The following is a 24,665-nucleotide window of genomic DNA, read 5'->3' as shown; positions in this document are numbered from 1 at the left end:
CCGATCCGATGGACGAGCAGATCGCCAGCGCCAGCTACGAGACCACCTCGGTCTACGGCTTCGGCCATCCCCGCTACTACGACAACGTGATCAGCACCCTGCGCGGCGAAGCGCAGCCCGAGACCGATGGTCGCGAAGGTCTGAAGAGCCTGGAGCTGCTGATCGCGCTGTACCTGTCGGCGCGGGATGGCAAGCGCATGAACCTGCCGCTGGCGTACTGAGCATGGCCACGACCATCCACCCCAGCGCCATCGTCGACGAAGGGGCCGTGCTGGGCGAGAACTGCCGTGTGTGGCACTTCGTGCACATCAGCGCCGGGGCGCGGATAGGCGCACGCTGCTCGTTCGGGCAGAACGTGTATGTGGGCAATGACGTCGCCATTGGCGACAACGTGAAGGTGCAGAACAACGTCTCGGTCTATGACGCGGTGACGCTGGAAGACGACGTGTTCTGCGGCCCGAGCATGGTGTTCACCAACGTCTACAACCCCCGATCGGCCGTGACGCGCAAGGACGAGTACCGCCGAACGCTCGTGCGCCAGGGGGCCACGCTGGGGGCCAACTGCACCATCGTGTGCGGCACCACGGTGGGCCGGTATGCCTTCGTGGGCGCTGGCGCGGTGGTCAACCGCGACGTGCCCGACTTCGCGCTGATGGTGGGCGTGCCGGCGCGCCAGGTGGGCTGGATGAGCCGCCACGGCGAACGCCTGCCGCTGCCGCTGCAGGGCCAGGCCGAGGCCACCTGCCCGCACACGGGCGACCGCTACGTGCTGCAAGGCGCCCAACTCAGCCTGCAGACCGCCTGAACCGACACCGCCCACTGCGTGAAACAAGAGGCACCGACATGAATGCACCCGAATCGCCCAAGACCCTGGCCCAGCCGCTGGACTTCATCGACCTGAAGAGCCAGTACGCTGCGCTGCGCGAGAACATCAACGCGCGCATCCAGCGCGTGCTCGACCACGGCCAGTACATCATGGGCCCCGAGGTGCAGGAACTGGAGACCAAGCTGGCCGCCTTCACGGGCTCGAAGCACTGCATCACGGTCTCCAGCGGCACCGAGGCCTTACTGATCTCGCTGATGGCACTGGGCCTGAAGCCGGGCGAGGAGGTCATCACCACGCCCTTCACCTTCGCGGCCACGGCCGAGATGATCGTGCTGGCCGGCGGCAAGCCCGTGTTCGTGGACATCGACCCGGCCACCTGCAACATCGACGCAAGCCTGATCGAGTCGAAGATCACGCCGAAGACGCGGGCGATCATGCCGGTCAGCCTGTACGGCCAGGTGGCCGACATGGCAGAGATCAATGCGATCGCGGCACGGCACGGGCTGCCGGTCATCGAGGATGCGGCGCAGAGCTTCGGTGCGAGCTACCAGGGTGGCAAAAGCTGCAACCTCAGCACCCTGGGCTGCACCAGTTTCTTCCCCAGCAAGCCGCTGGGCTGCTATGGCGACGGCGGGGCCATCTTCACGAACGACGACGCGCTGGCCAAGGCGTGCCGCGAGATCCGCGTGCACGGGCAGAGCCAACGCTACACGCACACGCGGGTGGGGGTGGGTGGTCGCATGGACACGCTGCAGTGCGCGGTGGTCCTGGGCAAGCTCGACCGCTTCGAGTGGGAACTGGCGCAGCGCCGGCGGCTGGGTGCGCGCTATGGCGAATTGCTGGCTGCAGTGCCGGGCGTGCGGCTGCTGGCAGAGCGGGCCGACCGCGACTGCGTTTGGGCGCAGTACACCGTGTTCGTGCAGAACCGCGCGGCGGTGCAGGAGGCACTGAAGCAGCAGGGCATCCCGACGGCCGTTCATTACCCCAAGCCGCTGCACCACCAGGTGGCCTATGCGGAGCACTGCTGCCCTGACTGCTGCCCGAACAGCGTGCAGGCCGGCGATCAGGTGATGAGCCTGCCGATGAGCCCCGACCTGACCGAGGCGCAGGTGGACCGCGTGGTGGCGGCACTGGCCCAGGCCGTGGGGAACTGATCCGGGGCGAGGGATCCCGCTGGGCGCGGCACCTTTTCCGCGCCTTCGAGGATCCGTCCTGTCGTGAAGTAAACCAGAGCCGAATAAGGGAGTGCGCTTGCAGCGCCCTAGAAGGCGATTACGGAACTCAGCTCGGAGCCGGGAGTCACCGTGTTCCGCGCCGCGGACGTGCTGTGCGCGACCGGCCATTGCCTGTTGAGCTTGGCGGATGGCCTGTCCTAGTCCTTTGACGACAACCATCTGAGCATGGTTGGTGCCAGGGTTCTTGCGGCTCGGATGGATGTGATCATGGGCCCGGCACAATGCCAACAAGGCCAGCCGTAGTTGACGGCTGTGGGGCCGTCATTCGGCCGTCGGATCCTTGGCGTTGGCACCTGACAGCGGGTCAACCGGTTTCGCTCGGTACTTTCGCCACATCAAGCCGGCCACATGACGCGCGGCACTCGCCAGCCCGCGCAACGAAGTGCGCTTGAACGCCAGCAAGCCGACTCGTTCGCGGCGGTGCGACATCCAGTCGCGCTTGTAGCCATCATCTCCCGTCAGATAGTCGACGTCGTCCACGCGGTCTTCATCGAACGCACGACGCATCAGTTCTGCTGAAAGCACTGAGCCCGCCGAAAAGCGCTTGTACTCTTCGTCGTATGCCAGTTTGTAGATCAATGCGCGGCCGTCTTTCACCAGCCACAGTTGTGCGGCGATGGGCGTGTTGCCAAACCGTATGACGCCCAGTCGCAGCCAACCGCGCTCAGCCGCACGGCGGCAGAGATTGGGCACAAAGTGCGGGAAGGGTTCAGGTGATTTCCAGCTCTTGTTGTAGATGGTCTGGAAGTCTTCAATGCCCCGTTCCATCTCTGCGCCAGGCGTGCGGTGCACCTGCAGTGTCCAGGCACCCGCCCCGTCCAGCTTCTTGCGCCCGCGTTTGATGGTGTTCTTGATGCGCGAGGGCAGGGTTTCTTCATAGGCGGCAAAGCTGCGGCCCAAGACGGGTAGATGCCAATTGCCGAAACAGAAGTAGCTGTAGGTGATGTACCCCTCGGCGCGCAAGGCGGAAGTCATCTCTGTGATGAAGGGCCCGTCGCTCTCAAGGGGCTGCAGGTCCAGCACATGGCAGGGCACTTGCTGTGCCTCCAACTCGCGCAAGGCGCGGCGAAGTGCTCCTGTGCTCAGCGCCTCGGTTTTGCCTGCCGGTGCATAGAGGCTGCTGTAGAAGTTGGACAGCCCGGTCACGGCAGGGCCGCCCAGTGCTGCGGCGCTCCGCGGCTGCAACAGCAGCGGCAACCCCAAGATGCTGCCTTCGCTGCGGTGATGCATCTGCAACCAGAGCCGCTTGAGTTCAGGTTGCAGGCCGCATGCAGCCAGGTTGTCGAACCACACCCAGGTGCAGTAATAGTCAGACTCGGCTTCGGCCGATTCAAACAGCTTGGCCCACGATGCCGGGCCCGTGGTGCTGGTATGCAGCTCGCAGGTGTACGCGTCGGGGTCGCTGCGGTTCAACGTTTGCCCAATTGCCAGGGGCATCACTGAGTCGGGTCTTTCCAATGACCTGCCTTCTGGAGAGCTTCCCGCAGCTGAGTGCCTTCAAAGCCCATCGTGGCGGCTTCATGCGCAACGCGAAGGGCTTGCTCGGGCAAGCCCACCTCCAAGTAAACCAGACCCAGGTTGTGCAGGGACATCCCGTCCTGCGCTTGCTTGGCGAAGTGCTCGGCCACCTCCAACTGCCTTTGTGCTTCTGGCACGCGCTTCAGGCGGGACAGATAAATCGCATAAAGGCGCCTGACTATGGTGTCTGAAGGCTTGAACCGGGTGGCGCGATCAAAGTAGCACTCCACGGACAGGGTCATGTGGGGCGGCGTCGGGCTCTTGGTGCGCGCGGCGAAGTTCATCGCCGCCACCAGCGCGCGATGGTGGTTGGGAGATGCGTTCAACGTGTAGCTGAGGTCACCCCCCAAGTAGCCCGATGAGCCACCAATCAGGGCTTCCACCCGCGGCGTGAAGTGAAATCGTTCCACGATCTCCAAGCGCCCACGTTCCGTGACGTAGTCGTATGGCCCGTAGTGCCCCGGGATTGCAACGGGCCCGCAGGCGTTCCCCGACCCTTGCGCTACCGCGTTGACGGGCCACGCTGTGCAGGTCAGCAAGCATGCTGTCACCAAACCCGGCAGCGCCTGCTGCCTGAGACTCTGCACACGGGGGTTGCCGTGCGCAGCCCATAGCGCACGCTTCGGGCCCGCACTCACGCGGCGCCCCTCAGGTTGAGCCATTGCACCAGCCCCTTTTCAAACTGTTGGCGGTCGTTGGGCCCCGAAAGGGTGTGATCGGCGTTCGACAGGTGCACCACCTGCACTTGGCCCATAAGACCTGCTTCAGCCACGTTGCGCCAGATTGCTTGGTGGGCCAGCGCATCTGCAAACTCCTGGGCTGTGATGTCGTGCTGCGACAGCGCGATCTGGCAACGCCCACTGAACTTCGCGAGCCCATCGGCCATCTTTTCCTGAAAAGTCAGGTCGTGCTCATCGCCGCGCCCTTCTGCTTGGCCCAGGCTGCTGCGCAAACTGCCCAGGAACTCCACCAAACGTCGCCCGATGCTGACCTCGCCGCGCAGCAAACGACGCCAGAAGGTGCGGTCAAGGAAGCGCTCTGCGTAGTAGTGCTTCACCTGCGCGCGCGCGAGGCTCAATTCGCTGCGTACCCACGGGTTCAGCAGGCTCAAGCCGGCGATGCGGCTGTCGCGTGTGCGGTGCAGGTAGAGCAGGGCCGCAGATGCCCCGTCGCACAACCCAAAGATCACCAGCTGCTGCAGGCTCGGCAGCTCGGCTTTGAGTGCGCCTAGGGCGGCTGAGATGTCGTCGCTCAAGTGTTCGAACCCGCGCGGCGCTCCCGTGCTGTCACCCATGCCGCGCACATCGAACCGCAGCACGCTGTGACCGACGCCCGCCAGTGCGCGGGCCAGTTGCACGAATTGCCGGTGGGCACCCGCCCGGTACTGAGGCCCGCCTACCACCACGAGAACGCCTGTGCCACTGGCGAGGGTGGATTCGACAGGCGTTGCGAGTACTCCTACCAGTTGGTCCCCTTGGCAGTTGAATGTGACGGCGCGTTCTTGCCAGTTCATGCGGCCACCTGCCGCAAGGCGGCTTGTGCAGCCTGTCCCAGGCAGCTCGGCACCGCCATCGGTGAAGTCAGCAACGCATGGGTCGTGGCCTCCAGCAGGTCAGGCGCTTCCTCAATCTCGGTCGTCTGCCAGAAACTCGGCCCGGCCACCGAGCGATGCCTGACCTGCCAACCCGCAGCTGTCCAGGCCTCGATGTGCCGCTGGGCTGCTGGTGTCGGCTCCTGGTTTGCGGCGGGCGCCAAGTCGAGCCACTCCAGGCGCGCCTGCCGTGCTGGCGCAGCCAGGCGAGCGGCCTCCAGCCCTGTGGTCAGCGCTGGGGCCAGCCCATAGCCGGCCACCGCGGCCACTTCGCCACGTGCCAGAGCTGCGCGCGCTCCACCCTTGGCGTCCGCTTGCGTTGAAGACGCTTCCTGGTTCTTGCCCAGCAGCGCGCCAGCAGTCTCCAACCTCAAGAACTGCTGCAGCACTTGCTTGCCCTGCAGGCTGGGCTGCCAGAACAGCAGGTTCACCGGCTCGGCCAGCGCCTGCGCCGCTTCTGCTGCCAGCAAGGCGCCGGCCCGCTGGCCCCACAGCCAAAGCTCAGGGGGCGCTGCGCCGGGCCAGGTGGCGGCATGGCGTTCGCGTGCGAGTGCCACGCTGGCCAGCACGTCATCGACCCAAGCCGCCCAGCTGGCGTCGCTGAACTCTCCGGCGCTGTCGCCGCAGCCCAGCAGGTCCATGCGCCACACGGCGAAGCCGGCAGCCGCCAGCGCGCGCGACTGCAGCGCCACCATGCGGCGGCTCTTGTTCATCTCTTCGGCAAAGGCATGCACGTGCACCACCAGCGCACGTGGGGCTTGCGCGGCGTCGGCGTGCCAGAGGCAAAAGCGCTGCCCCAGGGGACTGGGCTGCACGGCGGTGTAGAAAGCCTCTGTCGTGGCCATGCCTTCAGCCGGTGAGCAGGCCGTCAACGAAGTCGACCAGGCTGCCTACCGTTGCAAAGGTGGCGCCGTCGATGGCGTCGTCGTCCACCGTCACGCCCAGGCGTTCTTCCAGGGTGGTGATCAGGCTCACCACGGCCATCGAATCAAGTTCAGGAATGGCACCCAGCAGGTGGGTCTCGCGCGTGAAGCTGGCGCTGCGGCCACCCAGGCTGAGCACTTCGTCGAGCACCTTCAAGACTTCTTGTTCGACGTTCATGGCCATGGGTGTGTGTTGTTCAAGCTGGATCGCCCGGAATTCTAGGTGGCGAATGCGGCCATGCCAGCCTGCGCCAGCCGTGGGCACGGCTTTGCGGAACAAGGTCACACCCCGCCATGCCGTGGCCCGTGGCGCCTGCGTACATGCGAAAAAACCCTGTGCAATACTTGTTTTTTGCTTGCAGCAGCGCTGCGGCCGCGCACCTTCTGAACCATGCCTGAAGCCCACTTGCTGCACGAACTGATCGAAGTTGCTGCCTCCCGCAGGCCCGAGGCGGTGGCCCTCAGCCACGGTGCAGCCTCCAGCACTTACGGCGAACTGGCCTCGGCCACCCAAGCCTTTGCCAGCGGGCTGCTGGCGATGGGCTTGCAGCGTGGGCAGCGTGTGGCCATCTACCTTGAGAAGCGCACGGAGACCGTGGTGGCCAGCTTCGGTGCCACGGCGGCGGGCGCGGTGTTCGTGCCGCTGAACCCGCTGCTCAAGCCCGAGCAGGTGGGCTTCATCTTGCGTGATTGCGGCGTGCGGGTGCTGCTCACGTCACCCGACCGCCTGTCCTTGCTGGCGCCCGTGCTGGCCGAATGCCCGGCCCTGCAGCAGGTGGTACTGACCGAGCCCTCGGCATCGCCCGGCGTGACCTTGCCCGTCACAACCTGGGGCCAGTTGCTGCAGACGCCGGCCCGCGCCGGCCACCGGGTCATCGACACCGACCTGGCCGCCATCCTCTACACCAGCGGCAGCACCGGCAAGCCCAAGGGCGTGGTGCTCAGCCACCGCAACATGGTGGCGGGCGCCAAGAGCGTGGCCAGCTACCTCGAGAATGGCCCGCAAGACACCCTGCTGGCGGCGCTGCCGCTCAGCTTCGACGCTGGCTTCAGCCAGCTCACCACCGCGTTCCACAGCGGCGCGCGGGTGGTGCTGCTGAACTACCTGTTGCCGCGCGACGTGCTGAAGGCGCTGGAGCGCGAGAAGGTCACGGGCCTGACGGCCGTGCCGCCGCTGTACATCCAGCTCTCGCAGCTGGAATGGCCGGCAGCCATCAACGACCACCTGCGCTACTTCGCCAACACCGGCGGCCGCATGCCGCGTGAAACCCTGCAGCTGCTGCGCCAGCGCGTGCCGAAGGCCAAGCCCTTCCTGATGTACGGCCTGACCGAGGCCTTCCGCAGCACCTACCTGCCCCCGGAAGAAGTCGACCGCCGGCCCGACAGCATCGGCAAGGCCATCCCCAATGCCGAGATCCTGGTGCTGCGCGAAGACGGCAGCGAATGCGCACCCGATGAGCCGGGCGAACTGGTGCACCGGGGCGCACTGGTGGGCCAGGGCTACTGGGGCGATGCCGAGAAGACGGCCGAACGCTACAAGCCGCTGCCCGTGGGCGTGGGTGGGCGCGAGGCTGCACTGCAGTTGCCCGAACTGGCGGTGTTCTCGGGCGACACGGTGCGGCGTGATGCGGAGGGGTTCCTGTATTTCATCGGCCGTCGCGACGAGATGATGAAAACCAGCGGCTACCGGGTCAGCCCCACCGAAGTGGAGGAGGTGCTGTACGCCACGAAGCTGGTGGGCGAATGCGTGGCCTTCGGCGTGGAGCACGCCACCCTGGGCCAGGCCATCCAGGTGATCGCCACCGCGCCCGATGGAAGCGCCGCACTCGACGTGGGGGCCGTGCTTTCAGAGTGCAAGAAGCACATGCCTGCCTACATGGTGCCGCACGGCATCACGCCCATGGCCGGGCCGCTGCCGCGCAACCCTAACGGCAAGATCGACCGCAAGCGGCTCTCGACCGAATGGCATGAGTGTCACGGTGCTTGAATATTGAGCCGCTAGCCTGACAGCGTCGACCAAGCGGGTCGGCTCGATGTCGGGGCGGCAGCATGAAGATCACGGTTTTTGGCGCGGGCTATGTCGGTCTCGTGACGGGCGCCTGCCTGGCCGAAATGGGCAATCACGTGATGTGCGTGGATGTCGAGCCGCACAGGATCGACATGCTGCGCCAGGGCCAGGTGCCGATCTACGAATCGGGGCTTGACGTCCTCATCCAGCGCAACGCGGCGGGCCGCCGTCTGCAATTCACGCTGGACGCCGAAGCCGCGGTGGCGCATGGCACGCTGCAGATCATCGCGGTGGGCACGCCCCCTGAGGAAGACGGGTCCGCCGACCTTCAGCACATGTTGGCGGTGGCCCGCACCATCGGCCAGCACATGACCGACTACAAGGTCGTCGTCGACAAGAGCACGGTGCCTGTGGGCACGGCTGACAAGGTGCGTGCTGCCATCGCCGAGCAACTGGCGGCGCGCGGCACGCCCATGAGCTACGCGGTGGTGAGCAACCCCGAGTTCTTGAAGGAGGGCGCCGCGATCGAAGACTTCATGAAGCCCGACCGCATCGTCATCGGCAGCGACGACGACCGCGCCACGCTCTTGATGCGTGCCCTCTACTCGCCTTTCATGCGCAACAGCGACCGCCTGGTGGTGATGGACGTGCGCAGCGCCGAGTTCACCAAGTACGCTGCCAACGCCATGCTGGCCACGCGCATCAGCTTCATGAACGAGTTGGCCCACCTGGCCGATGCCGTGGGCGCCGACATCGAGTGGGTGCGCAAGGGCATCGGCAGCGACCCCCGCATCGGCACGCACTTCCTCTATCCCGGCACGGGCTACGGCGGTTCCTGCTTCCCCAAGGACGTGAAGGCCCTGATCCGCACTGGCCGCGACAACGGGGTGCCGCTGCGCGTGCTGGACGCCGTGGAAGCGGCCAACGGCGCCCAGAAGCAGGTGCTGGTGCAGCGCGTGGTGCAGCGTTTTGGAGAAGACCTTCGGGGACGCGCCTTCGCGCTCTGGGGCCTGGCTTTCAAGCCCGACACCGACGACATGCGCGAAGCGCCCAGCCGCGTGGTGGTGGAAGAACTGACGCGCCGCGGTGCGCGCGTGCAGGCCTATGACCCCGTGGCCATGCCGCAGGCCCAACGCCTGCTGAGCCATGTGGAGGGTTTCACCACCGTGCCTTCAGCGCAGGCGGCGCTGGAAGGGGCCGACGCATTGCTCATCGTCACCGAGTGGCGCGAGTTCCGCACGCCTGACTTCGAGCACATCAAGGCCACCCTGCGGCGGCCGCTGGTGCTGGACGGCCGCAACCTCTACGAGCCCGAGCTGATGCAGGCCATGGGGCTGGAGTACGTGGGCATCGGGCGTGGGGTTCGGGCCGGTTCGCAGCTCGCCTAGCCACTGCTGCGGGCTGGCCCGCTGGCGCGATAATGAAGCGGGGCAGCGTTCGGTAGCGAGCGCCCCCTGGCTATCGCTGCCGTTGCCTTCGAACACGCAGCCATGCCGGTTTCTTTGACCGCGACCTTGAACGCCATGCGGGGCTGCATGTCAAGCAGCTCGGCGGGTGGAACCCCCCCATGAATCTGCCCACAACCCGTACACCACCCGTCCACGCTGCGATGTCTCAGTGGCAATGGCAGCACGGTGAGCTGCGGGTGGGCAACACCCCCGTCTCGCGCCTGGCCGCGCGCGTCGGCCAGACCCCGTTCTACGCCTACAGCCGCGAGCTGCTGCAGGCCCGCGTGGCGCAGCTGCGTGCGGTGCTGCCGGCCGCGGTGAAGCTGCACTACGCGATGAAGGCCAACCCCATGCCTGCCGTGGTGCAGCACATGGCCACGCTGGTGGAAGGCATCGACGTGGCCTCGGCCGGCGAGCTGAAGGTGGCGCTGGATGCAGGCGCGAACCCGGCCGAGATCAGCTTTGCCGGCCCCGGCAAACGCGACCCCGAGCTCGTGCAGGCCGTGGCCGCCGGCGTGCTGGTGAACGTGGAAAGCCTGCGTGAACTGCCGGTGCTGGCCGCCGCTTCGCAGGCCCTGGGCCTGCCGGCCCGCGTGGCCGTGCGCGTGAACCCCGATTTCGAGCTGAAGGGCTCGGGCATGAAGATGGGCGGCGGGCCCAAGCAGTTCGGCGTGGACGTGGACGTGGTGCCCGAGTTGCTGAACTTCGCCGCGCGCGAGGGCCTGGCCTTCGAAGGCTTCCACCTGTATGCCGGTTCGCAGAACCTGCGCGCCGAAAGCATCTGCGAAGCGCAGCAGAAGAGCTATGAACTGGCGCTGCGCCTGGCGCAGCTGGCGCACACGCCGGTGAAGTTCCTGAACCTGGGCGGGGGCTTCGGCATTCCTTACTTCCCGGGCGAGCAGCGGCTCGACCTGGCTCCCATCGGCGCCAACCTGGCCGCCTTGAGCGAACGCGCGCAGGCCGAGCTGCCGCAGGCGCACATCGTCATCGAACTGGGGCGTTACCTGGTGGGCGAGGCGGGCGTCTACATCGCACGGGTGGTCGACCGCAAGGTCTCGCGCGGGCAGGTGTACCTGGTCACCGATGGCGGCCTGCACCATGCGCTGGCGGCCAGCGGCAACTTCGGCCAGGTGGTGCGCAAGAACTACCCGGTGGCGGTGGCTTGGCGTGCCGCCGGGGCGGCCGGCGCCGAGGAGCGTGAAGCGGCCAGCGTGGTCGGCCCGCTGTGCACCCCGCTGGACCTGCTGGGCGACCGCATGGAATTGCCGGTGGCCCAGGTGGGCGATCTGGTGGCGGTGTTCCAGAGCGGCGCATACGGCCCCAGTGCCAGCCCGCAGGGCTTCCTGGGGCACCCGGCCTGCGTGGAAGTGCTGGTGTAGCGGCCCTGCTGCTCGCACGCGGCCGCATTGCGTTCAGGGAGCCTCGCAGCGCGCCGCCTGCGTGGCGCCCGGCGGGCTGGCTGTAGCGCGCGGCCGGGCGCAGAAATCGGTGGTGACGCCCTCGGGCCGGCTCGCCAGTGCGGGCATTTCCTGCCAGCGAAGGTCCAGCGCGTCGGGTTGCGCCATCAGGGCTGCGAGCCGGCCTGTTTCCAGGTTCTCCAGGCTCTCCAGCCGGGCGCCCCGGCGCTGCTGCAGGCGGCCCTCCACCACATTGGCCTGCAGCCGCGCCTGGGCCGGCGCTTCGCGCACCATCACGCCCAGTGTGTTGACAAGGGTGTTATGCGCCACCGAAGCGCCCGGGCTGCGGAAGACGTCGATGCCCGAATCGTTGCAGTGCGCCACCACGTTGTTGGCCACCACGCCACCTACATGCTCTGCATCGCAGGGCTGGCGCCGGCAAGAGCCGACGTCGGTGCCGCCACCGCCCAGCGAGATGCCCACGCGTTGCCCGCGCTGCGCCACGGCCTCTGGCGTGCAAACGACCAAGTTGCGCTCGATGCGACCACCTTCGCCGCCGCCCTTCAGGAAAACGCCGAAGGAAATGCCATTGCCGCCGAGCTTGATGAAACGCTCGATGTGGTTGTCCAGCACCTGCCAATGGCTCGCGCCGACCAGGTCGATGGGCGTCACCGGTTTGTCGGTGCGGCGCGCACGTTGGTTGCTGAAGGTGTTGAACTGCAGCAGCCCGGCATCGGGCCAGAGCCCGTTCTCGCCATTCACTTTGATCGCGGCGTTGAAGTCCTCGAAACGGTTGTTGCGCAGCACCACGCCCACGGCGCCGCCCACCACATGCAGTGCGTGCTCGCAGCGGTCGTCCGAGGCACAGACACCGCGCCACACCAGGTTCTCGAAGACCCAGTAGGGTTGCGCAGCCACCACGGCCTGCACCGTATCCACCTCCAGCGTGACGCTGCCGGGCTGGGCTGCGCGCAGCGTGATCGGCGCGCCGGGCTGGCCCGCTTGGCCGGTATCCAGGCGGCTGCGCAAGCGGTAGGTGCCGGGTGCGAGTTCCAGCACTTCGCCGGCACGGGCGTCGCGCAGGGCCTCTGCCAAGGATTCGGTGGACAGCAGTACACGCCGGGCCTGGCGTGCCGGCAGCGTGGCGGCCGGCAGGGAGGGCAGGGGGCGACCTGCCGTGTCGTAGTCCTGAGGCGTCAGACCCAAGGGGCGCACGCCCTTGCCCAGGTCACGCAAGGGCAGCGCCGGTTCGCGGATGTAGTGCGCTTCTATACGCGCTAGAACTGGCAGTGCCACTGCTTCCAGGTTCGGATGTCCTTCCAGACGGCGGCGGGCATGGCGCACCATTTCGGTAGGGTGGCGTTCTTGCCAAGCTTGCCAGACCGCCCCTGGGCCGCCATTCGAACGTAGCGCGAGCACCAGAACCACTGCGGCGGTCAGTACCAACCCCAGGGTGAGGAGGACCGCCAGCGCACCGAGCCAGCGCCGCTGCATGAGCCTCATGGCTTGGGGGCGCGGCCGGCTGTGGGCCCCGGCTCTGTACGGCTGATCGGGGTGCCCTTCCTACGCCGTAAACTATGGGGTTTGGCTGAACCACGGCCCGCCGTGGCAGGCCGGCCAACCGACTCAAGGACCCTGACCGTGCTCATCTCCGTAGCCTACGCCCAAGCCGCCCCCGCCGCCGCCCCGAGCGGCACCGACACCCTCATGAGCCTGCTGCCGCTCGTGCTGATGTTCGTGGTGCTGTACTTCATCATGATCCGCCCGCAGATGAAGAAGCAGAAGGAGCACAAGGCCATGATCGAGGCCCTGGCCAAGGGTGACGAGGTCGTCATCGCCGGCGGCCTGCTGGGCAAGGTGGCCAAGCTGGGCGACAACTATCTGCATGTGGAAGTGGCCAACGGCGTTGAACTGCAGGTGCAGCGCGGTGCCGTGGTGCAGGTGCTGCCCAAGGGCACCTTCAAGTAAACGGCAGGTGGGGCTGCGCGCAGGCGCGGCCACCCACTTGCGGGGCCGCGCATCTGCCGGCCCTTTTGTTTTTCCGGTGGTGCCACCAAGTGCGGGGGCCCGCCCAAGGATGTCTCGATGAACCGCTACCCTCTGTGGAAGTACGCCATCCTCGGCGTCGTGCTGCTGATCGGCCTGCTCTACACGCTGCCGAACTTCTACGGCGAGGCGCCCGCGGTGCAGATCAGCGGCGCCAAGTCCACCGTGAAGGTCACCGTCGACCTGGTGGCTCGCGTTGAAGAGACCCTGAAAGCCGCCCAGGTCACGCCAGACTACGTTCGCTACGACAACGGCTCGGTGCGCGCCCGCTTCCGCGACATCGACAACCAGATCAAGGCCCGCGACGCGCTGCTCAAGGCACTGAACACCGAGCCGGGCGACCCGCGCTACATCGTGGCGCTGAACCTGGTGTCGCGTGCGCCCGAGTGGATGGCCAGCGTGCGCGCCATGCCCATGTACCTGGGCCTGGACCTCCGCGGCGGTGTGCACTTCCTGATGCAGGTGGACATGCGCGGCGCGCTCAAGCAGGCCGTGGAAACCTACGCCAGCGACGCCCGCACCGCGTTGCGCGAGAAGCGCATCCGCTTCACCGGCATCGCGCGCGAGACCAACGGCCTGACCGTCACGCTGCCCGACGCGGCCGAAGCCGCCAAGGCCCGCGACCTGCTCTTCGAACGCCTGCCCTCGATGACCTGGACGCGCAGTGACGAGGGCGGCACGGTGCGCATCCTCGGCCGCCTCTCGCCGCAGGCCGTCATCGACATCCAGAACCAGGCCGTCTCGCAGAACGTCGAGACGCTGCACAAGCGTGTCAACGAACTGGGCGTGGCCGAGCCCGTCATCCAGCGCCAGGGCGCCGACCGCGTGGTGGTGCAGTTGCCGGGCGTGCAAGACCCGGCCCGCGCGAAAGACATCCTTGGCCGCACCGCCACGCTGCAGTTCCGCCTGGTGGACAACGACACCGCCACCGCTGCCGAGGTGGTGCCCACCCGCGGCGGCGGCACGGTGGGCCTGAAGCGCGACGTCATCGCGACGGGTGAACAGCTCAAGCAGGCCTCGGCCACGCTCGACCAGGACCAGCGCCCCGCCGTCAGCGTGAAGCTCGACGACGTGGCCGGCCGCAGCATGCGCAACGTCACGCGCGAGAACCTGGGCAAGCCCATGGCCATCGTGCTGTACGAGAAGGGCAAGGGCGAGGCGCTCTCGGTGGCCAACATCCAGGGCGAGTTCGGTGCCGACTTCCAGATCACCGGCAACTTCACGCCCCAGGAAACCGCCGACCTGGCGCTGCTCACGCGCGCCGGCGCGCTGGCTGCGCCGATGGAGATCATCGAGGAAGGCACCATCGGCCCGAGCCTGGGTGCCGAGAACATCGCCAAGGGCTTCAACAGCGTGCTGTACGGCTTCATCGCGATCGCGGTGTTCATGTGCGCCTACTACCTGCTGTTCGGCGTCTTCAGCACCATCGCACTCGCGTTCAACCTGCTCTGCCTGGTGGCGGTGCTGAGCATGCTGCAGGCCACGCTGACGCTGCCGGGCATGGCCGCCATCGCGCTGACCCTGGGCATGGCCATCGACGCCAACGTGCTGATCAACGAGCGGGTGCGCGAAGAGCTGCGCAATGGCGCGCCGCCGCAGATCGCCATCCACCGCGGCTATGAGATGGCCTGGGGCACCATCCTCGACAGCAACGTCACCACGCTGATCGCCGGCATCGCGCTGCTGGCCTTCGGTTCGGGCCCGGTGCGCGGCTTCGCCGTGGTGCACTGCCTGGGCATCCTGACCAGCATGTTCTCTGCCGTGATGTTCTCGCGCGGCCTGGTCAACCTCTGGTACGGCCGCCAGAAGCGCCTGAAGTCGGTGTCCATCGGCCAGGTGTGGCGGCCCGATGGCGCCAAGGGCGACAGCGCCCTGACGAAGGACGACGCCGAGGCCACCAAGGCCTGAACGGGAGCAAAGAGCCATGGAATTTTTCCGCATCCGCAAAGACATCCCGTTCATGCGCCATGTGCTGGTGCTGAACGTCATTTCCTTCGTCACCTTCGCGCTGGCCGTGTACTTCCTGGCCACGCGGGGCCTGCACCTGAGCATCGAGTTCGTGGGCGGCACGCTGGTAGAGGTGCAGTACAGCCAGCCGGCCGACATCAACCGAACCCGGGGCACGGTGGAAAAGCTGGGCTATGGCGATGTTCAGGTGCAGACCTTCGGCACCTCGCGCGACGTGCTCATCCGCGTGCCGCTACGCGCGGGTGAGAAGCAGAGCGATTCGGCCGACCTGGTGTTCAAGGCGCTGTGCACGGCCGAGCAGGGGCAGGTGGTGCGCAAGGAATACACCACGGCCGAGGGTGAGCAGGTCAGCCGCCCGAGCTGTGTGCGCGCCGATGGCGCCGAACCGCTGGTGCGCAAGCGCAGCGAAGCCGTCAGTTCCTCGGTGGGCGACGAGCTCTACACCAACGGCGCCTGGGCGCTGGGCTTCACCATCCTGGGCATCATGGCCTACCTGGCCGTGCGCTTCGAGTGGAAGTTCGCGGTGGCCGGCATCATCGCCAACCTGCACGACGTGGTCATCATCCTGGGCTTCTTCGCCTTCTTCCAGTGGGAATTCTCGCTGGCGGTGCTGGCGGCCATCCTGGCGGTGCTGGGCTACTCGGTGAACGAATCGGTGGTCATCTTCGACCGCGTGCGCGAGGTCTTCCGCAAGTACCGCAAGTTCACGCCGCCGCAGGCCATCGACAACGCGATCACCAGCACCATCAGCCGCACCGTCATCACCCACGGCAGCACGCAGATCATGGTGCTCAGCATGCTGCTGTTCGGCGGCCCCACGCTGCACTACTTCGCGGTGGCGCTGACCATCGGCATCCTGTTCGGCATCTACTCGTCGATCTTCGTGGCGGCGGGCCTGGCGATGTGGTTCGGCGTCAAGCGCGAGGACCTCATCAAGGCGACCGGCAAGGAGCACGACCCGAACGACCCGAATGCAGGGGCGGTCGTGTAGAGTGTGAGGCTTCTCACACGGCTTCTTCCACGCTGCTGACATGGCCATTGGCGCCTCGCCCGATTCACTTGCTGGCCAGGCGCGCAGGCTCTACACGGAAGAGCTCGTCAAGGGCTTGGTGCCGCTCGTGCAGACGGCCATCGACACGGCGCGCAACCTGCTCGACAAGCCCAGCGAACACACCGTCTTCGCGCGCCGCCGAGACCTGTTCCAGGCGTTGAACAGCGGCGCGCAGGCCTGGCACCGCGGCATCGTGGTCGGTCTGCGGCAGGCTCTTGCGCCGGGTGCCGCCGGCTCGCGCGGCCTCGATTTCCCGCTGCCGAGCACCGGGCGCGAGGCGGCCCTGTCGCTGGTCAGCGACGACACCATCGAACTCGAGATCGTCACCTCGCGCCTGGCCCTGGCCATCATGGACAAGGCCTCGTGGGAGTTCGCCGATCTTCGCTCGCGCATCGCCCACCTGGAGAACCGCGGCGAGCTCGATCCGCAGGACATGCTGCGTGCCCACGTGCTGGCGCGCATCGTCTTCGACGCCTGGCGCGCCGCCGGCCAGACGCTGGAAGGCTGGCGCGAACTGCAGCCCGTGCTGCACGACGAGTTCGCGCTGCTGGTGGAAGAGGCCTACCACGAGACCAACCGCTGGCTGGTCGACCACCGCGTGCTGCCCGAAGTGGACCTGCGCCCCTTCATCCGCCGCTCGCGCACCCATCCCAACGCCCCAGGGGGCTGGCAGGCGGGCACGGGCTTTTCCGATTCACGCCACGACGCCGGCCGCAACCTGGGCAACGCCACGGGCTACGGTTCGGGCGCCGCCAGCTATGCCGGCAACAGCGGCGGTGGTGCCTACGGCGGGCCGGCCAGCGGCCGCGGCGGCGTGGGTGAAGAAACGCGCATGATGACGCGCGGTGCGCCGCTGGCGCGCAACCGCGAGCACGCCGAAGCCGTGCTGGGCCGGCTGAACCGGCTGATCGGCCGCCACGTGCCCGAGTTCGCGAACTCCACCCGTTCGGCCGGCCTGGCGGCCGGGGCCGATGCGCCGGCCCAGGCCATGTCGCCGGGCCTGGCCCGCGCCATCGAGACCGCGCAGCAGGGCATCCGCCAGCGCCTGAGCACCACGCTGCAGGGCGGCGAGGCCGTGGTCACCGCGCCGGTGATGCTGGAAGAGATGCACCAGCGCAAGCAGGTGCTGAAGAAGGCGGCGGCCAGCCCTGAAGAGCGGGCCACCATCGAGATCGTGGCGCTGCTGTTCCAGAGCATCCTCACCGAAGACCGCATCCCGGCGGCGGTGCGCGTGTGGTTCGCGCGGCTGCAGATGCCGGTGCTGCGCGTGGCCGTGACCGAGCCCGATTTCTTCGCCACCATCGACCACCCCGCGCGTCGCCTGATCGACCGCATGGGCGCCTGTGTGATGGGCTTCGACAGCGCCACCGCGGGCAGCGTGGCTGGCAAGCCCAACGAGGCGCTGGAGAAGGAGATCAAGCGCATCGTGCAGGTGGTCGAGGCCTACCCCGACACCGGCCGGCGCGTCTTCCAGACCGTGCTCACCGAGTTCGAGAAGTTCCTGGAGCACTACTTCCGCAACGAGAACGAGGCCACCAAGCGCGGCGTCTCGCTGGCGCAGCAGGTCGAGCAGCGCGAGACCATGGCCATCCAGTACACCATCGAGCTGCGCAAGATGCTCAACGAGGTGCCGGTGCAGGAGGGTGTGCGGCAGTTCCTCTTCCACGTCTGGGCCGATGTGCTGGCCACCACGGGCGTGCGCTATGGCGCGCAAGGCGCGCAGACCAAGCAGATGAAGCGCGCGGCGGCCGATCTCATCTGGAGCGCCAGTGCCAAGGTCACGCGCGAAGAGCGCGCCGAGGTCATCCGCCGCCTGCCGCTGCTGCTGAAGAGCCTGCGCGAGGGCATGGCCTCGGCCGGCATGGAAACGGGCAAGCAGGACGAACACATCCAGCAGCTGAACAACTCGCTGGCGGCCGCTTTCACGGCCAAGGCAGCGGTCATCCCCGACGACCGCCTGCGCGAGCTGATGGAACGCCTGGAGACGCTGGAAGAATTGCTGCCCGAGGCGGCCGATGTCGACATCGACGAGTCGATGGTGCTGGATCTTTCAGGCCACCAGAACAGCGAGCTGGAAGTGGTGCTCGACGGCGGCAGCATGCCCACCCCGGCCATGGTGGCCTGGGCGCGTGAGCTGCAGGTGGGCAGCTGGTACATGCTCGACCGTGGCGGCCACAGCGAGGCCGTGCAGCTGGCCTGGCACGGCCTGCGCAAGCAGCTCAGCCTTTTCGTCACGCCGCAGGGCCGCTGTGTGCTCTTCCAGCAGCACCGCCTGGCGAGTTACCTGCAGGCCGGCCTGATGCTCCCGGCGCAAGACGAAGCCCTGACCGTGCGCGCCACGCGAAGTGCGCTGGCCAAGCTGGATGTGGATGCTTCCCGCCTTCTGAATTGACGGCCCGCCGAAGGCGGGGCCGACATCAAGCAAGCGCCGCGGAACCGGCTCTGCCGGGCCGCTGGCGAACGGCCCCCTCGGGGGGTAGCGAGCGCCAGCGAGCTTGGGGGCTCAATGAATGATGCGGTCGTCGGGGTCGACGAAAAGCTCGTCGAGCACCAGCGCATCGGGCTCTTCGCCCAGGCTCCAGAAGACCATCAGCACGATGATCTTCAGGTCTTCCAGCGCCATCGGCCCGCCGCCTGCAGCCACCGCGCGGTCGATGACCATCTCACGCAGCGGCGCTGCCAGCACCCCGGCTGACTCGAGGAAGGCGATGAAGCCCACGGCGGTTTCGTCCAGCACCTCGCGCTCGGCGTCGGTGTAGATGCGCATGCTGCCCGGCACGGGCTGGCCGGTGACCGACTCGGCGCTGCTGGCCAGGCCGTCAAGCCAGCGCAAGGCGTCCTGGATTTCTTCGGGCTCGAAGCCCACGGCCGAGAGCTTGCGCGAGAGCTGCTTGGGCTCAGGGCAGGCGTCAGGGCGCCAGTAGTTCTCGTAGAGATAGACCAGTACTTCGAACATCGGCCCACTATACCCGAGGGCCTCTGGCCGCAAAGGCCCTGCAAGCGGTGCAGCCGCCCCTTGTTTCGGCGTCGGCCGTCGGCCGGCCCGTAAGCGCTGTTTCAGGCGCTGTGGCGGCGCTGGAACAGGCCGCCCGGCAGGCGCGCCACCTGGCCCGCGAGCTCCAGTTCCAGCAGCCGCGCGTTCAGCACGGCCGTGGGCTCGCCTGTGCGCGCCAGCAGGGTGTCCAGCGTCATGGGGTCATCGCCCAGGGCGGCCAGCAGGGGATCGGCAGACGCTGCCGCTGTCGCCGGCTGCCAGGGCAGGCCGGCCTGGTTGCTGGTCTCTGCCGCGGGCAGGTCCGGCCCGCCGCTGGGTTCGAGTTCGTCGAGCATGTCCTGCACGCATTCGACGAGGGCTGCGCCCTGCTTGATCAGGGCATGGCAGCCACGCGATTGCGGCGCGTGGATGGAGCCCGGGATCGCCCATACCTCGCGCCCGGCCTCGTTGGCCAGGCGCGCCGTGATCAGCGAGCCGCTGCGCAGCGCGGCCTCCACCACCAGCGTGCCGCGGGCCAGCGCGGCGATCAGGCGGTTGCGCTGCGGGAAGTGCTCGGCCAGCGGCGGCGTGCCGGGTGCGTACTCGCTGAGCAGCGTGCCCTGCGCCGCGATGCGCCGGGCCAGCGCGCGGTGGCCGGTCGGGTAACACTGGTCGAGCCCCGTGCCGACCACCGCCACGGTGCGCCCACCGGCTGCCAGCGCGCCTTCGTGGGCTGCGGCGTCCACGCCCTGGGCCAGGCCCGAGACCACCACCCAGCCCGCGCTGGCCAGTTCACGCGCGAAGCGCCCGGCGTTGTCGCGGCCCTGCGCCGTGGGCTGGCGGCTGCCCACCACCGCAATGCACGGCGCACTGAGAGCGGCCAGATCGCCTTCGGCGTACAGCAGCAGCGGGGCATCGGCGGCCTGCAGCAGCAGCGGGGGCCAGGCCGGGTGGCTGAGCGTGAGCACGTGCCGCTGCTCACCCCCATGCAGCCAAGCCCGTGCGGCGCGTAGGCGGGCCGCGAAGTCAGGCGGCTCGTGCTGCAGGGCCTCGGCCAGCTTCGGGCCGAGCACGTCGCGCAGCACGGCGGGCGGGCTCTCGAGCACCGCAGCGGGTTCGCCCAGGGCTGCGAGCAGACGGCGGACTTTCTCGCGGCCCAGGCCCGGGGTTTCGAGCAGCCTGAACCAGGCTGCGAACTCGGCGTCGTCCAACGGAGCCATGACCGGTGGGGCGCGCCGGGCCTGCGCCGGTTCAGCGGGGCGCGTTCAGCGCAGCCCGTTCAGGGCTGGGTGAAGCGGTCGCCCGCGCGCACCGGTTCCTGCACGCCCAGGATCAGCGCGTAGGAGACGCGCTCGAAGGTGCGGAAGACAAACAGCGTGCCGTGCTTTTCGTCCGGCAGCTGCAGGGCCTCGCGGCGCGCGCCCGTGGTGTCGGTGGTGGCCTTGCCGGCGCGCCAGAGTGCCAGCACATGGCCGCGTTCCATGCCGTCGCGCCGGCCCTTGTTGATGCTGACGATCTGGTTCTGGCCTGCGCGCAGGCCATCGCCGTAGATGCCGACGATGCGGCCGTCCACCGGCGCGCTGGGGGCGCGCGGCACGTAGGCCACGAGCTCCTGCATCGGCACGGGGCTCAGGCGGTCACCGACCACCACTTCCATGCGCGTGCTGGTGATGCGAAAGGTGTCGGGCACCAGCGCGCCGCTGCCACCGGCGCTGGCGAGCTGCGTTTCTCCCGCGCGCACGAACTCGGCGGTGCCGACGTAGCGGCCCTCGTAGCCCAGCACCTCGCGCGTGACGGGGTCGGTCAGCGGCACGAGCTGGCGGAAGAGGCGGAAATCACGCGCGCCGGCGAGGTCGCCGCGCACATAGGCGGTGTCGCCCCGGCCCATCATCACGCGCCCCTCCTGGGCCGAGACGACCCGCGGTGCGCTGTCGAGCACGTTGTTGTCGAAGACCACCGCCTCGTTCAGGAAGGGGCCGATCAGGTGCACCGGGATGGCGGCGATGGCGCCGTTGTCCAGCAGCGAACTGCGCACGCGTGGCGAGAGCTTCACGGTGTTCGTGGGCAGGCCGATCTCGCCATTGGCCACGCGCAGGGTGGCGCGGCCGTCGATCTTCTCCAGCACCAGCACCTGGCCCGGGTAGATGAGGTGAGGGTTGCGGATCTGCTGCAGGTTCATGCCCCACAGCTCGGGCCAGCGCCAGGCGCTCTTGAGGAACAGGCCCGAGATGCCCCAGAGCGTGTCGCCCGGCTGCACGGTGTGTGAATCGGGCGCGTTGGGTGCCAGGTCTTCCAGCGGCACGCCGGCCTGGGCCACGCGCTCGGCGGTGCCCCGCCACTCGGGGGTGATGGGCAGGCGGCTGGGCTGGGACAGGGCCGGTGCGGCCATGCCGGCCAGCGTGAGCAGGGCCAGGCCGTGGAGGGCTGCGGTGCGCAGACCCTGCGGCAAGGGACGGGTGAGACGGGGGCTCACGCGGTGGCTCACGCGGTGGCTCATGGCGCTGGGGGTCTCCGGGCAGGTGCTCAGGCGGCGGCCGGTGTGAAAATACAAGCTCGGCCTGGGGGTCTTGGGGGCTCCGGCAGATGATGGCGCGGAAACCGGCGGCGGATTGAGACAAGTTGCACCGCGATGTGCCTGCATCTGCCGCACGACAATGCTCATATGGTTTGACAGATTCTGCCCCTAAACCCTTGATGCCGCAAACAAACTGCCTCGCCGTGACCGCTGCTGCCAAGCCGGTTCAAGGCGCGCGTTGTGCCTCATCCACAGCTGTTGCGAGCTGTTTCCTCACCCCCGAGCGCCCCTTCTGACATGGCCCGACTGAACATCCTCCGCTACCCCGACCCCCGCCTGCACACCGTGGCCCAGGCCGTGGCCGTGGTGGACGACCGCATCCGCCGGCTCGTCGACGACATGTTCGAGACCATGTACGACGCCGAGGGCGTGGGGCTGGCCGCCACGCAGGTGGACGTGCACGAACGGGTCATCGTCATGGACACCAGCGAAGAGCACAACCGGCCCGTGGTGCTGATCAACCCGACGCTGACCTGGAAGAGCGAAGAGATGTCGGTGGCCGAAGAGGGCTGCCTCTCGGTGCCGCAGACCTACGACCGCGTGGAGCGCCACGCCCGCGTGAAGGTGCAGGCGCTCAACCGCGACGGCGAACTGTTCGAACTCGACGCGGAAGGCTTGTCGGCCGTGTGCGTCCAGCACGAGATGGATCACCTGATGGGCAAGGTCTTCGTCGAGTACCTCAGCTTCCTCAAGCGCGACCGCATCCGCACGAAGATGCTGAAGAAGCAGCGCGAAGAGCAGCGTGTCCGCTGACGATCGGCCGCTGACCGGCCTGCGTGTCGGCTACGCCGGCACGCCCGAGTTCGCGCGCGTGGCCTTGCAGGCCTTGGTGGAGGCCGGCGCCACCGTGCCGCTTGTGCTGACCCAGCCCGACCGCCCCGCCGGCCGGGGCCTGAAGCTGCAGGCCTCGCCCGTCAAGCAGCTGGCGCAGGCCCACGGGCTGCCGCTGGCGCAGCCGCGCAGCCTGCGCCTGGACGGCAAGTACCCTGACGACGCGGCGGCCGCGCGGCAGGCGCTGCAGGCGGCCGCACTCGACGTGATGGTGGTGGCCGCCTATGGCCTCATTCTCCCGGCCTGGGTGCTGGCCACGCCGCGCCACGGCTGCCTGAACATCCACGGCTCGCTGCTGCCGCGCTGGCGTGGCGCTGCGCCCATCCAGCGCGCCATCGAGGCTGGCGATGCCGAGACCGGCATCACGCTGATGCAGATGGACGAAGGCCTGGACACCGGCGACATGCTGCTCGTCGAGGCCACGCCCATCGGTGCCGATGACACCACCACCACGCTGCACGACCGTCTGGCTGCGCTGGGCGCCCGGTTGATGGTGCAGGGCCTGCGCCAGCTGCGGGGCGGCACCCTGCGTGCGGTGCCGCAGCCGGCCGAGGGCGCCACTTACGCTCGAAAGATCGAAAAGGCCGAAGCCCAGCTCGACTGGCGCGAGGCAGCGGCCGTGCTGGAGCGCCGGCTGCGCGCCTTCGACCCCTTCCCGGGCGGGGCCGTCGAGTGGCAGGGCCAGCCCCTGAAGCTGTGGCGCGCGCGCGTCCTGGCAGACGCCGCGCCCGCTGGCATGGCGCCCGGCACCTGGCTGCCGCTGGGCGAAGGCCGGCTGGCGCTGGCCTGCGGCGAAGGGGCGCTGGAGTGGCTGGAAGTGCAGCCCGCTGGCGGCCGGCGCATGGGCGTGCGGGATTTCCTGCAACGGCAGCCTCGCCACGCGGGCTGAGCACGCGTGGCCGGGGCGTGGCCCGGCCTCAAGAAGGCGAAGGCTGCGGCCGATATCCCGGGGGCCATGCCAACATCGTCCCGTCTCGTCACCACCGTCCTGCTGGCCGCGACCTTGCTGCTGGCCGGCTGCGACCAGCTCGGCATTCCCAACCCGGCTGTGGAAGCGGCCAAGCGCGAGGCCGAGGGCAAGGCCATCGGCGCCGGGTGCCGCCATGCCGCGCGCTCGGTGGAGAACTGCTACGAGACCAACAAGCGCGCCGATAAGGCCGCCATCTTCGCCGGCTGGCGCGAGATGAACGACTACATGCGCGAGAACAACATCGAGGCCATGCCGGCGCCGCCCCCGGTGGCGCAGGCGCCCGAGGAAGACGCCGAGGCCGAACCGGCTGCGAAGTCGGGAAAGTCCGCCAAGGCGCATTGAGCCCCGGCAGCGCACGCGCCGCGCGGGCGCCTTGACATCACACGCCCCGCGCCCGGCAGTTCATCGCCGCAAGCCGCATCACGTCGCGCAGCGCTCGCCGTGGCCCGTGGGCGCCGGCACATTGCAGGCTCACACCCACCAGGAGCCCCGCATGAACCGCCTCAACCCCGCCACTGCCCTGCTGGGCACGCCCTCGCGCCGCGCGGCGCTGGCCACGCTGCTGGTCGGCGCCATGGCCCTCGTCTCGGCGGTCCTCCCGGTCTCGGCCCAGGCCCAGAGCGGCTCGGGCACGGCGCTGACGGAGATGCGTTCGGTCGAGAGCTTCGAGGCCGTCAGCGTCAGCGGCTCGATGGACGTGGTGGTGCGCCAGGGTGCGCAGCAATCCGTGCAGGTGCAGGCCGACGACAACCTCCTGCCGCTGCTGGAGACGGTGGTGGAGAGCGGCCGCAATGGCCCCACGCTGCAGGTGCGCTGGAAGCGCAACGGCGGCGGCAGCTGGTGGAACAGCCAGAGCATCTACCCGCGCACCAAGGTGCTGGTGACGGTGGTCGTGCCCAAGCTGAACGCCGTGGGCCTGGCGGGCTCGGGCGACTTGCGCGTGGAGAGTTTCCAGACGCCTTCGCTGCAGCTGTCGCTCTCGGGCTCGGGCGATGCCCGCCTGGAGGGCCTGACCACCGACGAACTGGGCGTGCGCATCTCGGGCAGCGGCGATGTCTCGGGCCGCGGCAAGGCCAGCACCGTGAAGATCAGCATCGCCGGCAGTGGCGACGTGCGCCTGAGCGAGATGCGTGCCGACGATGTGAGCGTCTCCATCGCGGGCAGCGGCGACGCCGCCGTGAACGCGCAGAAGGCGCTGTCGGTCAGCATCGCGGGCAGCGGCGATGTGCGCTACAGCGGCGAAGCGCAGGTCAAGAGCTCGGTGGCCGGCAGCGGCTCGGTGCGCAAGCTGTAGTCGCCCGCCT

The 24,665-nt window shown here is 68.4% G+C and carries 23 protein-coding genes; 14 read left to right on the top strand and 9 right to left on the bottom strand.

All coding sequences use genetic code 11. The annotated features are described in order from the left end of the window. The 3 genes from EOE66_RS08650 to EOE66_RS08640 form a co-directional block, all read left to right on the top strand. On the top strand, positions 1-221 hold a 221-nt coding region (locus EOE66_RS08650; RefSeq protein WP_245478955.1), incomplete at its 5' end, for a Gfo/Idh/MocA family oxidoreductase. 2 nt (positions 222-223) lie between these two features. Then, positions 224-805 carry an acyltransferase gene (locus EOE66_RS08645; protein ID WP_128228240.1) on the top strand — a complete coding sequence of 194 codons (582 nt, stop codon included), beginning with the start codon at positions 224-226 and terminating at the stop codon, positions 803-805. Positions 806-882: 77 nt separating this feature from the next. Next, positions 883-1,980: a DegT/DnrJ/EryC1/StrS family aminotransferase gene (locus EOE66_RS08640; protein ID WP_128228311.1), complete on the top strand. Its 1,098-nt coding sequence runs from the start codon at positions 883-885 to the stop codon at positions 1,978-1,980. A 342-nt stretch (positions 1,981-2,322) separates the two neighbouring features. On the opposite strand, the gene EOE66_RS08635 is transcribed toward EOE66_RS08640, so the two are convergent. The 5 genes from EOE66_RS08635 to EOE66_RS08615 form a co-directional block, all read right to left on the bottom strand. Beyond that, complete coding sequence (locus EOE66_RS08635; protein ID WP_164885036.1) at positions 2,323-3,474, bottom strand: GNAT family N-acetyltransferase; 1,152 nt, start codon at positions 3,472-3,474, stop codon at positions 2,323-2,325. 23 nt (positions 3,475-3,497) lie between these two features. Beyond that, positions 3,498-3,998, bottom strand: coding sequence for a tetratricopeptide repeat protein (locus EOE66_RS08630; protein ID WP_128228238.1), 501 nt, complete (start codon positions 3,996-3,998; stop codon positions 3,498-3,500). 215 nt (positions 3,999-4,213) lie between these two features. Beyond that, entirely contained in the window at positions 4,214-5,092 is an 879-nt protein-coding gene (locus EOE66_RS08625) for a hydrolase 1, exosortase A system-associated (protein ID WP_128228237.1), read from the bottom strand. Beyond that, positions 5,089-6,015 carry a hydrolase 2, exosortase A system-associated gene (locus EOE66_RS08620; protein WP_128228236.1) on the bottom strand — a complete coding sequence of 309 codons (927 nt, stop codon included), beginning with the start codon at positions 6,013-6,015 and terminating at the stop codon, positions 5,089-5,091. The genes EOE66_RS08625 and EOE66_RS08620 overlap by 4 nt, the downstream gene beginning before the upstream one ends. Positions 6,016-6,019: 4 nt before the next feature. Next, complete coding sequence (locus EOE66_RS08615) at positions 6,020-6,271, bottom strand: acyl carrier protein (RefSeq protein ID WP_128228310.1); 252 nt, start codon at positions 6,269-6,271, stop codon at positions 6,020-6,022. A gap of 213 nt (positions 6,272-6,484) precedes the next feature. Here EOE66_RS08615 and EOE66_RS08610 point away from each other — a divergent pair, with 213 nt between their 5' ends. The 3 genes from EOE66_RS08610 (at position 6,485) to EOE66_RS08600 (ending at position 10,928) form a co-directional block, all read left to right on the top strand. Then, the gene (locus tag EOE66_RS08610) at positions 6,485-8,080 is read left to right on the top strand and encodes an acyl-CoA ligase (AMP-forming), exosortase A system-associated (protein ID WP_128228235.1); all 1,596 of its coding nucleotides are present in this window, start codon (positions 6,485-6,487) and stop codon (positions 8,078-8,080) included. Between the two features lie 62 nt (positions 8,081-8,142). Then, positions 8,143-9,489 carry a UDP-glucose dehydrogenase family protein gene (locus EOE66_RS08605; protein WP_128228234.1) on the top strand — a complete coding sequence of 449 codons (1,347 nt, stop codon included), beginning with the start codon at positions 8,143-8,145 and terminating at the stop codon, positions 9,487-9,489. A gap of 221 nt (positions 9,490-9,710) precedes the next feature. Further along, positions 9,711-10,928, top strand: coding sequence for a pyridoxal-dependent decarboxylase, exosortase A system-associated (locus EOE66_RS08600; RefSeq protein WP_245478954.1), 1,218 nt, complete (start codon positions 9,711-9,713; stop codon positions 10,926-10,928). Positions 10,929-10,961: 33 nt separating this feature from the next. Here the strand turns inward: EOE66_RS08600 and EOE66_RS08595 are convergent, their stop codons facing one another. Further along, a complete protein-coding gene (locus tag EOE66_RS08595; protein ID WP_164885035.1) occupies positions 10,962-12,293 on the bottom strand; it encodes a polysaccharide lyase domain-containing protein in 1,332 nt (443 codons plus the stop codon). A gap of 294 nt (positions 12,294-12,587) precedes the next feature. Here EOE66_RS08595 and yajC point away from each other — a divergent pair, with 294 nt between their 5' ends. The 4 genes from yajC (at position 12,588) to EOE66_RS08575 (ending at position 18,403) form a co-directional block, all read left to right on the top strand. Then, positions 12,588-12,914 (top strand): preprotein translocase subunit YajC, encoded by a 327-nt coding sequence (yajC, locus tag EOE66_RS08590; RefSeq protein WP_128228231.1) that lies wholly within the window; start codon positions 12,588-12,590, stop codon positions 12,912-12,914. 117 nt (positions 12,915-13,031) lie between these two features. Further along, on the top strand, positions 13,032-14,900 hold the full coding sequence (secD, locus tag EOE66_RS08585; protein ID WP_128228230.1) for a protein translocase subunit SecD: 1,869 nt from the start codon (positions 13,032-13,034) through the stop codon (positions 14,898-14,900). 16 nt (positions 14,901-14,916) lie between these two features. Continuing rightward, positions 14,917-15,951, top strand: a complete 1,035-nt coding sequence (gene secF / locus EOE66_RS08580; RefSeq protein ID WP_128228229.1) for a protein translocase subunit SecF — start codon at positions 14,917-14,919, stop codon at positions 15,949-15,951. 40 nt (positions 15,952-15,991) lie between these two features. Then, positions 15,992-18,403, top strand: a complete 2,412-nt coding sequence (locus tag EOE66_RS08575) for a DUF1631 family protein (RefSeq protein ID WP_128228228.1) — start codon at positions 15,992-15,994, stop codon at positions 18,401-18,403. Between the two features lie 111 nt (positions 18,404-18,514). Here EOE66_RS08575 and EOE66_RS08570 read toward each other — a convergent pair whose 3' ends face one another. The 3 genes from EOE66_RS08570 to EOE66_RS08560 form a co-directional block, all read right to left on the bottom strand. Beyond that, entirely contained in the window at positions 18,515-18,967 is a 453-nt protein-coding gene (locus EOE66_RS08570) for a Smg family protein (protein WP_054138316.1), read from the bottom strand. Between the two features lie 101 nt (positions 18,968-19,068). Further along, positions 19,069-20,205: a DNA-processing protein DprA gene (gene dprA, locus EOE66_RS08565; RefSeq protein ID WP_128228227.1), complete on the bottom strand. Its 1,137-nt coding sequence runs from the start codon at positions 20,203-20,205 to the stop codon at positions 19,069-19,071. A 59-nt stretch (positions 20,206-20,264) separates the two neighbouring features. Beyond that, a complete protein-coding gene (locus EOE66_RS08560) occupies positions 20,265-21,482 on the bottom strand; it encodes a LysM peptidoglycan-binding domain-containing protein (protein WP_245478953.1) in 1,218 nt (405 codons plus the stop codon). 315 nt (positions 21,483-21,797) lie between these two features. On the opposite strand from EOE66_RS08560, the gene def reads away from it, so the two are divergent. From def to EOE66_RS08540, 4 genes are all read left to right on the top strand, one after another. Continuing rightward, complete coding sequence (gene def, locus EOE66_RS08555) at positions 21,798-22,313, top strand: peptide deformylase (protein ID WP_128228226.1); 516 nt, start codon at positions 21,798-21,800, stop codon at positions 22,311-22,313. A 19-nt stretch (positions 22,314-22,332) separates the two neighbouring features. Then, on the top strand, positions 22,333-23,280 hold the full coding sequence (gene fmt, locus EOE66_RS08550; RefSeq protein WP_128228308.1) for a methionyl-tRNA formyltransferase: 948 nt from the start codon (positions 22,333-22,335) through the stop codon (positions 23,278-23,280). A gap of 66 nt (positions 23,281-23,346) precedes the next feature. Then, entirely contained in the window at positions 23,347-23,703 is a 357-nt protein-coding gene (locus tag EOE66_RS08545; protein ID WP_128228225.1) for a hypothetical protein, read from the top strand. A gap of 151 nt (positions 23,704-23,854) precedes the next feature. Next, positions 23,855-24,655, top strand: coding sequence for a head GIN domain-containing protein (locus EOE66_RS08540; RefSeq protein WP_128228224.1), 801 nt, complete (start codon positions 23,855-23,857; stop codon positions 24,653-24,655). Positions 24,656-24,665: the final 10 nt, after the last annotated feature.

The sequence above is a fragment of the Rubrivivax rivuli genome, assembly GCF_004016505.1.
In the GTDB taxonomy this organism is placed as follows: domain Bacteria; phylum Pseudomonadota; class Gammaproteobacteria; order Burkholderiales; family Burkholderiaceae_C; genus Rubrivivax; species Rubrivivax rivuli.
Note: the sequence above shows the minus strand (reverse complement) of the source record. Positions and strands in the feature narration are given on the sequence as shown.

Excerpts from the sequence above, each read along its gene's own strand:
- EOE66_RS08645 (WP_128228240.1), top strand. The coding sequence starts at position 224 with ATGGCCACGACCATCCACCCCAGCGCCATCGTCGACGAAGGGGCCGTG.
- EOE66_RS08625 (WP_128228237.1), bottom strand. The coding sequence starts at position 5,092 with ATGAACTGGCAAGAACGCGCCGTCACATTCAACTGCCAAGGGGACCAA.
- EOE66_RS08620 (WP_128228236.1), bottom strand. The coding sequence starts at position 6,015 with ATGGCCACGACAGAGGCTTTCTACACCGCCGTGCAGCCCAGTCCCCTG.
- EOE66_RS08615 (WP_128228310.1), bottom strand. The coding sequence starts at position 6,271 with ATGAACGTCGAACAAGAAGTCTTGAAGGTGCTCGACGAAGTGCTCAGC.
- EOE66_RS08610 (WP_128228235.1), top strand. The coding sequence starts at position 6,485 with ATGCCTGAAGCCCACTTGCTGCACGAACTGATCGAAGTTGCTGCCTCC.
- EOE66_RS08605 (WP_128228234.1), top strand. The coding sequence starts at position 8,143 with ATGAAGATCACGGTTTTTGGCGCGGGCTATGTCGGTCTCGTGACGGGC.
- EOE66_RS08600 (WP_245478954.1), top strand. The coding sequence starts at position 9,711 with ATGTCTCAGTGGCAATGGCAGCACGGTGAGCTGCGGGTGGGCAACACC.
- EOE66_RS08595 (WP_164885035.1), bottom strand. The coding sequence starts at position 12,293 with ATGGTGCGCCATGCCCGCCGCCGTCTGGAAGGACATCCGAACCTGGAA.
- secD (WP_128228230.1), top strand. The coding sequence starts at position 13,032 with ATGAACCGCTACCCTCTGTGGAAGTACGCCATCCTCGGCGTCGTGCTG.
- secF (WP_128228229.1), top strand. The coding sequence starts at position 14,917 with ATGGAATTTTTCCGCATCCGCAAAGACATCCCGTTCATGCGCCATGTG.
- EOE66_RS08575 (WP_128228228.1), top strand. The coding sequence starts at position 15,992 with ATGGCCATTGGCGCCTCGCCCGATTCACTTGCTGGCCAGGCGCGCAGG.
- EOE66_RS08570 (WP_054138316.1), bottom strand. The coding sequence starts at position 18,967 with ATGTTCGAAGTACTGGTCTATCTCTACGAGAACTACTGGCGCCCTGAC.
- dprA (WP_128228227.1), bottom strand. The coding sequence starts at position 20,205 with ATGGCTCCGTTGGACGACGCCGAGTTCGCAGCCTGGTTCAGGCTGCTC.
- EOE66_RS08560 (WP_245478953.1), bottom strand. The coding sequence starts at position 21,482 with ATGAGCCACCGCGTGAGCCACCGCGTGAGCCCCCGTCTCACCCGTCCC.
- def (WP_128228226.1), top strand. The coding sequence starts at position 21,798 with ATGGCCCGACTGAACATCCTCCGCTACCCCGACCCCCGCCTGCACACC.
- EOE66_RS08545 (WP_128228225.1), top strand. The coding sequence starts at position 23,347 with ATGCCAACATCGTCCCGTCTCGTCACCACCGTCCTGCTGGCCGCGACC.
- EOE66_RS08540 (WP_128228224.1), top strand. The coding sequence starts at position 23,855 with ATGAACCGCCTCAACCCCGCCACTGCCCTGCTGGGCACGCCCTCGCGC.